The 6677-nt window shown below is 74.7% G+C and carries 5 protein-coding genes; 2 read left to right on the top strand and 3 right to left on the bottom strand.

From position 1 onward, the window contains the following. Positions 1-289: 289 nt before the first annotated feature. The gene (locus UWG_RS0116425) at positions 290-2314 is read right to left on the bottom strand and encodes a hypothetical protein (protein WP_016908314.1); all 2025 of its coding nucleotides are present in this window, start codon (positions 2312-2314) and stop codon (positions 290-292) included. A 161-nt stretch (positions 2315-2475) separates the two neighbouring features. Here UWG_RS0116425 and UWG_RS0116420 point away from each other — a divergent pair, with 161 nt between their 5' ends. Beyond that, entirely contained in the window at positions 2476-3714 is a 1239-nt protein-coding gene (locus UWG_RS0116420) for a PucR family transcriptional regulator (protein WP_016908313.1), read from the top strand. On the opposite strand, the gene UWG_RS0116415 is transcribed toward UWG_RS0116420, so the two are convergent. Together UWG_RS0116415 and UWG_RS0116410 are read right to left on the bottom strand one after the other, a co-directional pair. After that, positions 3711-4613 carry an alpha/beta fold hydrolase gene (locus tag UWG_RS0116415; RefSeq protein WP_016908312.1) on the bottom strand — a complete coding sequence of 301 codons (903 nt, stop codon included), beginning with the start codon at positions 4611-4613 and terminating at the stop codon, positions 3711-3713. The two genes, UWG_RS0116420 and UWG_RS0116415, sit on opposite strands and share 4 nt — an antisense overlap. Before the next feature lie 49 nt (positions 4614-4662). Beyond that, positions 4663-5265 carry a CGNR zinc finger domain-containing protein gene (locus UWG_RS0116410; RefSeq protein ID WP_016908311.1) on the bottom strand — a complete coding sequence of 201 codons (603 nt, stop codon included), beginning with the start codon at positions 5263-5265 and terminating at the stop codon, positions 4663-4665. A gap of 100 nt (positions 5266-5365) precedes the next feature. Here UWG_RS0116410 and UWG_RS0116405 point away from each other — a divergent pair, with 100 nt between their 5' ends. Next, positions 5366-6652 (top strand): MFS transporter, encoded by a 1287-nt coding sequence (locus UWG_RS0116405; RefSeq protein ID WP_033196184.1) that lies wholly within the window; start codon positions 5366-5368, stop codon positions 6650-6652. Positions 6653-6677: the final 25 nt, after the last annotated feature.

Below are 6677 nucleotides of genomic sequence, written 5' to 3'. Positions count from 1 at the left end.
GGGCTGCCTCGGCGCGGGCGAGCCGCGTCGACGGAGCCGCGTCCGTGAACGCGTCCCCGTGGCCCCGTTCCGGGGCGTATACCCTGTCGGCGCCCCGGAACGGGGCCAACCCGTAACGGCGCTCAACTGGCCGATCGCCACGGTCGGTTGAAGGCCGCACGGCGGAACTCCCGTGGGGGACCCGGCGACAACGGACAGGCTCCGCCACCCGTCCGCGCGGTCGGGGACTCCCGGCAGCGGAGCAGCCCTCAAGACCCCGTCGTCCGGAGCGCTCACCGGGCGGACCCCGCTAACCGGCGGGTTCCGCCCGACAGGGCGCCCCACCGCAGACGTCCACGATGTCGCCGGTCTTCAAGAACTCCGCCTTCTGCCGCCTCGCGTCGGCCGAGTTGCGCGGGTCGGAGTGCGGGTCCTCGCCGTAACTGCCGTCGCTCGGCGGTGTGTTGCCGGTCGGCGGCGTCGGCGTACCGGAGTCCCAGACGACCATCCCCGAGCCCGCGTACGGCAGTTGGCCCGTGGGCTCGACGCCCCAGTAGGGCTCCTTGTCGGGGCTGCGCCCGTCGGCGAGCGCCGGGGTGACGAGGCGCGCGCCGAGGGTTCGCGCCTCGACGTCGGCGGCGGCGTTGGCGACCTGGTGGTCGCCGTAGGCGACGTGCATCAGGACCCGCTTGTCGCTCGCGGCGAGGTCGCCGGCGTAACCGTTGGTCTCGCCGCGGTCCCAGAGCATCTGGAGGAGTTGGAGGACGACCTGCTGGCGCAGCCTGTCGGGGTACGAGGTGTCGAGGACGGGCTGGAACCGGTCGAAGGCCGCGCTGCGTTGGAGGAGGAGCCCGCCGTAGTTCATGCCGGTGACGCCGAGCACGCCGCGGTCGATGTCGGGCGAGGCGGCGACGAGCGATCCGCCGAGAATGCCGCCCTGGCTGTTCCCGTCGTAGCCGAGCTCCGCCTCCGGGGCGAGGAGCCGGCGGCCGTCCTCGGTGCGGAACGCCGGTTCCGTGCCGAGCCCTTCGGGGTGGACGAGGGCGCGGCCGAGGAAGAGCGTGTTGAGCATGCCCTGTTCTGAGCGCTCGGGCACGGTGGGGAAGCGGTTGAGGTCGAGGAGCGCGCCGAGCACCGTCGGGATGTCCTCCTCGGCCATGCCGATCCAGTCGGTCGCGCAGAAGGTGAACCCGCCCTCCTGCGCCATCGCCTGGACGTTGTCGGCACGCACCTCGCTCTGCCCGCCGAGGAGCCCGTGCCCGTAGAGGGCCGGGCGCGAGGGCTTCTCCCACGCCGAGCGCGGTATCCGGCAGGTGAACGCCGCTTCCTGGACGTTGCCCGGCTGCCGTTCGGGGCGTCCGTCGGGTCCCCGGTTGAGTACCGCGCCCGTCGGCCCGCCCGGCTCGTCGAGGTAGCCGGGGAGCGTCACGGTACCCCTGACCTCGCGGGCGATCCGCGGGTTCTCCTCCGCGGTGAACTCCTCCACGGCGGTGACCTCGGTGTCGGGCGCGGCGTCGCCCAGGGTGTCGAAGGCGTCGTCCCTGATGTCGTAGAGGTCGCCCGTGAGGTTCTCGGTGCCGGCGACGGTGAAGTCCCAGGCGAGGTGGAGCTGTTCACGCTCCACGCCCGCTGCGGAGAGCTGCTCCAGCACCGGCGTGAGCCTCGACTGCCGTTCCCGGAGCGGATGTTCGTCGGGCAGCGGCGCCTCGGCCGCGGCAGTGGCGAAGTGCGCGGGCGCGGGGAGCATGCGGCCCTCGGAGTCCTTGAGGTTGCGCAGCGCGACGGCGTAGTGGTGCCCCTCGGTGAGGTTGCGCGCCGGGTGGACGAGGAGCGCCCGGCGGGCGTCGAGTCGGGGGCGGGAGTCCGACTCCGCCCAGTACGGGTGGCGTTCGCCGGTGGTGGTGTCGAGGAGGACGACGGGTGCGTCCTCGGCGAGGGACGCACCGATGTCGGTGAGCGGGGCCGCACCGGTCTTCTCCAGGTCCAGCCGCGGCACCTGAGCGAGGAGCGTCGAGCCCGGCGAGAATCCGTCGGAGCGGTTCCACGGGGTCGGGTCGATCTTCGGACCCAGCAGCGGCCGGGGGAGTACGCCGTCGGCGAAGGCGACGCGCCGTCCCGTCCCGCTCGACGGGTCGGCCGTCGTGTACCAGTCGTTGGGGAACGGCAGCAGGCACGAGCCGCCCGCGACCGGGTCGCAACTCCCCGGCAGGGCGGGCGCGTTGAGCTCCGCCCGACCCGATTCCGCGGCGTGCGCGCCCGGCGGCAGCAGCGCCGAGAGCACCGCGGTGAGCAGGACGGCGACGCCGGGCAGACGGTGGCGACGCGGCCTGCGCACCGCGGTGGTCCGAGTGCTCAGCCCGACACGCGGCCGGGACGTGCGGTGGGGGAGAGGGCGCACGGGTGCCTCCGGGGCCGTGGAGGATGTCCCCACCATGATGCAGACTCGTCCCCGACCCTTTAACTGGTGAGTGACGCAGACTTCCCCCGGGGGACTTTGTGACCGGTGACAACGGCGCCACCGTCCGCACCCGCCCACTGCTCATCGCCGGCCGGCCCGTCGCCGCGCACCTGCACGCCCGGGTACCGGCCCTCACCCGCCGCGTCGTCGATCGCCTCCTCTCCGAACTCCCCGTCTACGCACGGCTTCCGCGGGAGGAGGTCGTCGGCGACATCGCCGGGATCGTCCGCCACAACCTGCGCGTCTTCGCGCGCGTGCTGGAGCGCCGCACCCCCGCAACCGCCGCCGAACTCGCGGAGCAGCGCGACTCGGCGGCCCAACGCGCCGAAGAAGGCGTCCCGTTGGACGCCGTCCTCTCCGCATACCACCTCGGCATGGAGAGCGGCTGGCAGGAGATCACGCGGGGCGCGCGTCCCGGCGACCTCACCGACGTGCAGGACGCCCTTTCGCTCATGATGGCCTTCCACCGCACCCTCACCTCGACGGTGAGCGCGGCCTACCTGGAGGTGCGGCAGGTCCTCGACAGCCAGGAACACGCGGACCGGCATGCCCTGTTGGCCTCGCTCCTCGCCGGCAGAGCGGACGAGGAGGCGCCGCGCTCGGCCGGCCTGCGGCCCGCCGAGCGGTACGCGGTCCTCACGCTCGCGCTCGCCCCGCACCCGGACGAGAGCGGGCCGGGCGGCAGTGTCGCGGCCCGGCGCAAGGTGCGGCGGGTCCAGTCCGAACTCGACGCGTACGTCAGGGAGTCGGCGCTCGTTTCGCTCGACGCGTCGGGCGGGACGGCGCTCCTGCCGGTGGCCGCCCCGCCGCCGTGGGAGGAGCTCCGCGCACTCGTCGCGCGCGCCTCCCGCTCGGCCGGCACCGCGATCACCGCGGCGGGAGCGACCGCGGAGCGCCGGGCGGTCCCCGCGGCGGTGGCGCGGAACGCGGAGGTCGTCGAGGTGGTACGGCGCACGGGCAGACCCCCCGGGCTGTACCGGTTGGCCGACGTGCTCCTGGAGTACCAACTGAGCCGCCCCGGACCGGCCCGCGAGGGCCTCGCGGGCCTCCTCGCACCGCTCGCCGACCGCCCCGACCTCCTGCGTACCCTGGAGTCCTACCTCGCCTCCGGCCTCGACCGCCGTACGACGGCCGAGTCCCTCCACATCCACCCCAACACCGTCGACTACCGCGTACGCCGCATCGAGTCCCTCACGGGACTCCACCCCGCGCGCGCCGTCGACCTCCCGTACCTCAACGCGGCGCTACTGGCGCGGAGTTCGGACGCGGACGCCTAGCCGGCCCAGGCGCCGCCCGGCTGCGCGTCGGCCTCCCGGAGGAACCCGGGGACGGCCTCGTTGAACCGCGCGACGGGGATGCTGTGCCCCACACCCTCGACCACCTCGGTGCGGACGTCGGGGAGGAGCGAGCGAGCCCTCGCGGCGGCGCGCTCCGGATCGACGGCGTGGCTCTCGGCACCGAAGAAGAGCAGGACGGGACGCTCGATCCCGGCGAGCGCCGCATCGTCGATCCGCTCCGGCTGCGGCAGCCGGAGACGGAAGGTGCGCATCGCCTGGAGGCCGACCTCCGACTGCGCCTCGGCATCGGCCGGCCCCTCCTGCGGGGGCCCCGCAAGCCGCTGGAACCACCGGCGTTGCAGCCGCTCGGAGCCGCTGAGCAGGACGGCGAGGGTGCCGGGGACGAAGTCGAGCGGCAGCGGCGCCAGCGCGCGCGGCGGCTCCACGAGAGGCAGCGAGACGACGCGCTCGGGGCGAAGTACCGTGTGGGTGAGGGCGATCCAGGCCCCGTAGGAGAAGCCGCCGAGGTGCACCTCGGCCAACCCGAGCCCTTCGAGGACCTGTTCCAGCCAGGCGGAGGTCTCCTCGCCCGTACGTATCGGCCGCGTCTGCGTCCCGGGCCCCGCCTCGCCGACGTGGTCGACGGCGAAGACCGTGCGCTCCTCGGCGAGTCGGGCGATGTTCGGCGCCCAGACGGACGACGTCGCGTTCTGCCCGTGGAGCAGGACGAGCGGGGTGCGCTCGCCGCTCCCGTACCGGTGCACGCGGGTGGTGCCGAACTCCGTTGCGATATCGGACGTTTCGCGGCCGTCGGGCCACCTCGCCAGCGCCTTCTCGTACGCGGCGAAGAACCGCGCGCGTGCCGCCTCGTTGCGGAATTCTCCCAGCCTGCCCGTCATCCCGTCCCCCTTACTCGAGCACGGCCCCTCGGGCCGTGCGCCCAGCCTCTCAACGGCCTTGCCGGGGCGTGCTGTCGGGGTGCTCGGACTTCCTGCGCCGGTGCGCCGCCACTCTGGAGCGGCCGGCGCACCGCGGCGAGCAGTAGCGTCTCGCGCCGCCGGGCCCGGTGCCGAGGAAGAGACCCGTGCAGTCGGCCGCCTCGCATTCGCCCCAGGCCGGACGCCCGTACTCGCTGAGCACCCGCGCAAGTGCGAGCGCTCCGGAGCAGAGGAACCACTCGCGCCAACTCACGTCGTCGCTCCGGTCGTTGTGGAGGTGCCACGGATGGCCGTCGTGCCGGGAGAGGCGGGGCGGACCTGCGTGCTCGGCGAGGAGCGCGTTGAGCGCGCGTGCCACGGTGTCCGGGTCGTCCTGGGTGAGGATTTCCGTCAACTCCGTCGCCGCTTCCCGGAGTTCGGCGGCGTCGCGCTCGGTGAAGCCCGCCGGGCCGACGTCCTCCGCCCGCTCGCCGTGGCGCTCCAGGAGCCGCGCCAGCTCGGCGCGGGGCGCCTCCGGGTCGCTGCGTACCGCATTGGCGATCTCCACCAGGCGACGTGCCGGCTGGAACCGTCCGGCGGACGATTCCGGCTGCGGGTGCGGCTGCCGTGTCATGGCGAGCACCTCCTTCGATGTAACGTGATGCTAGCATAAGGCGTTACGCCGGTTGCCGGTGAACGCCCGCAGTCCCGCTGACCGTAGGAGCACCGTGCCCGTGAGCAGGCCGCTCCCCGCGTACCTGGCTACGGCCTTCTCCGCGAGGTTCGCCGACGAAGGCGTCGCCCTCGCGCTCGCCCTCCTCGCGCTGGAGCGCACCGGCAGCCCGGCCCAGGGAGCTCTCGCGCTCACGGCATGGATGGCGCCGCACGCACTCGCCGCCCCCTTCGTGGGCGCGCTCGCCGAACGCGCCCGCTCCCCACGGGCGTTCCACGTGCTCGCCTTCTCCCTCTTCGCCGTCTCGCTCGCCGCCCTCACCGCCGTCCTCGGGCGCGCGCCGCTCGCCGCCCCGCTCGGCTGCGCCGCCCTCGGCGGCGCCTGCGGTCCCGTCGTCACCGGCGGCCTCTCCGGTCTGCTCGCCCGGCTCCTCCCCGACCCCCGCGTCCGCACCCGCGCCTATGCGCTCGACGCCGCCACCTACAACGCCGCCTCGGTCCTCGCACCGGCCGCGGTGAGCGTCACGGCCGGCGCCCTCTCCGCGACGCCGGCCACCGCCCTCCTCGCCGGAGCCGCGACCGCGGCGGCCGTCCTCGCCCTCCGCATCCCCGTGCCCCCGGCGAACAGGGACACCGCCTCCGAGCCGACGGCCGACCGGCGGCCCACCCCGCCCGAGGAACCCGGCTCCCGGACAGGCCGACCCGCCAACCCGCCCGCACCCAGGAAGAGTCGACCCGCGGCCACCGTCGCCGCCGGCCTCGCCGCGCTGTGGCGCGTCCCCGAGCTCCGCGCCATCACGGCGGCGACCGTCGTGTCCTTCCTCGGCATCGGCGGCCTCGCCGTCACGGCCGTGCTCCTCACCGCGGCCTTCGGCCATCCCGGAGCCGAAGGGGTCCCGGTGACGGCGTTCGCCGTCGGCGGCCTCCTCGGCGCACTGGGCACCGCTCGACTCCGACGCCGCCCGCACGCCCAACACCTCGCGGCCTGCGCCCTGTTCGGCACCGGTGCCGCGCTCGCCGTCGCCGCGCTGGTGCCGTGGTTCCCCGCGGCCGTCGCCGCGTTCGCCGCAGCCGGCCTCTGCGACGGTCCCCTGATGGCCGCCACCCTGCGCCTGCGCGCCGACCACGCCCCCGCCTCGGCCCGCACCCAGGTCTTCACCCTCGGAGCCGGACTCAAGGTCTCGGCCGCAGCAGCCGGAGCCGCCCTCGCCGGCACCCTCCCCTTCGGCCCCGTCCCGCACCTCCTCGCCATCGCGGCTCTCCAACTGACGGCCGCCCTCCTGCTCCCGCTCCTGTGTCCGCACCCGCGGGATCCCGCACCGGAGACGCCGTCGGCCGCAGCCCCCTGATCGAACTCGCCCCCGGCGCGGAGTA

Source organism: Streptomyces xiaopingdaonensis (genome assembly GCF_000262345.1).
Taxonomy (GTDB): Bacteria; Actinomycetota; Actinomycetes; order Streptomycetales; family Streptomycetaceae; genus Streptomyces; species Streptomyces xiaopingdaonensis.
Note: the sequence above shows the minus strand (reverse complement) of the source record. Positions and strands in the feature narration are given on the sequence as shown.